At 73.7% G+C, this 1,128-nt stretch carries 2 pseudogenes; both read left to right on the top strand.

The features are described from left to right. Nucleotides 1–860 (top strand): annotated as a pseudogene (locus tag AC1D01_RS35850) (MMPL family transporter); the annotation flags it as partial. Nucleotides 861–890: 30 nt separating this feature from the next. Then, nucleotides 891–1,128 (top strand): annotated as a pseudogene (locus AC1D01_RS35845) (polysaccharide deacetylase family protein); the annotation flags it as partial.

Genomic DNA, 1,128 nt, shown 5'->3' with positions numbered 1-1,128 from the left:
ACGAATCGCCGACCCGGCTGCTGCCGAGCGCGGCCACGCAGGCCGCCCGCCAGGCCGCGCTGCCCGATGCCGACACGCTGCGCGCCAGGCTGAAGCAGGCCACTGTCGATGGCCTGCTGCCTGCAGACCGGCTCGAGCCTTTCATCGCCGATGTCCAGGCCCAGCGCCAGGCGAAACCGGTGAGGCGCGCCGACTACGACGGCACGCCGCTCGCGACCGCGCTGCAGGCACAGCTGCTGCCCGCGGCCGCGGGTCGCCCATGGACCGTTCTGCTGAGCCTGCGCGCCGGCACGCAGGCGCTGCCCGCGGCGCGGCTGCGCGAGGCAATGCAGGGCCTGCCGGACACCCGCGTCGTCGAGATCCAGCCCGAGCTCGATGCGCTCTACGCGCGCTACCTGCGCGAGGCCTTCTGGCAGAGCGCGCTCGGCGCGCTGGCGGTGCTGCTGATCCTGTACGCCGGGCTGCGCTCGCTGCGTCGGCTGTGGCGTGTCGCGCTGCCGCTGGCGGCCAGCGTGGTGCTGGTGCTGGCCGGGCTCACGCTCGCCGGCGTCGCGCTCGGCGTGCTGCACCTGGTCGGGCTGCTGCTGGTGGTGGCGGTCGGGTCGAACTACGCGCTGTTCTTCGACCAGCTGGCGCAACACACACCACAGCAGGAGGCCCAGGCCGCTGACGCCGAGACGCTCGCCTCGCTGCTGCTGGCCAACCTGACCATCGTCGCGTCGTTCGCGCTGCTGTGCACCTCCAGCGTGCCGCTGCTGGTGGCGCTGGGCGAGGTGGTCGCGCCGGGCACGCTGCTGTGCCTGCTGCTGTCGGCCAGCTGGGCGCGCCGTCCGGGCGGTGTGGGACAATCCGCCCCCTGAATTCCCCTGCCGGCGGGCAGTGCTTTTTGCATGACGACCTGGCCCGTTCCCACCTTCCTGCTGTTCAGCGCCGCACTGCACCTGCTGGCGCTGCTCGCCGTGCTGCGCACGCCCAGCGCGTGGCCGTGGGCGCTCGGCGCGGTCGTGCTGGACCACCTCGCGATCACGCTGCTCGGGCTGTGGCCGCGCTCGACCTGGCTGGGCGAGAACATCACGCGGCTGCCGGCCGATGCCGCGGCGCGCGGCGAGATCGCGCTGACGCTCGACG

This window comes from Rhizobacter sp. P3_B12 (genome assembly GCF_056402895.1).
This window is presented reverse-complemented; position numbering and strand designations above follow the sequence as displayed.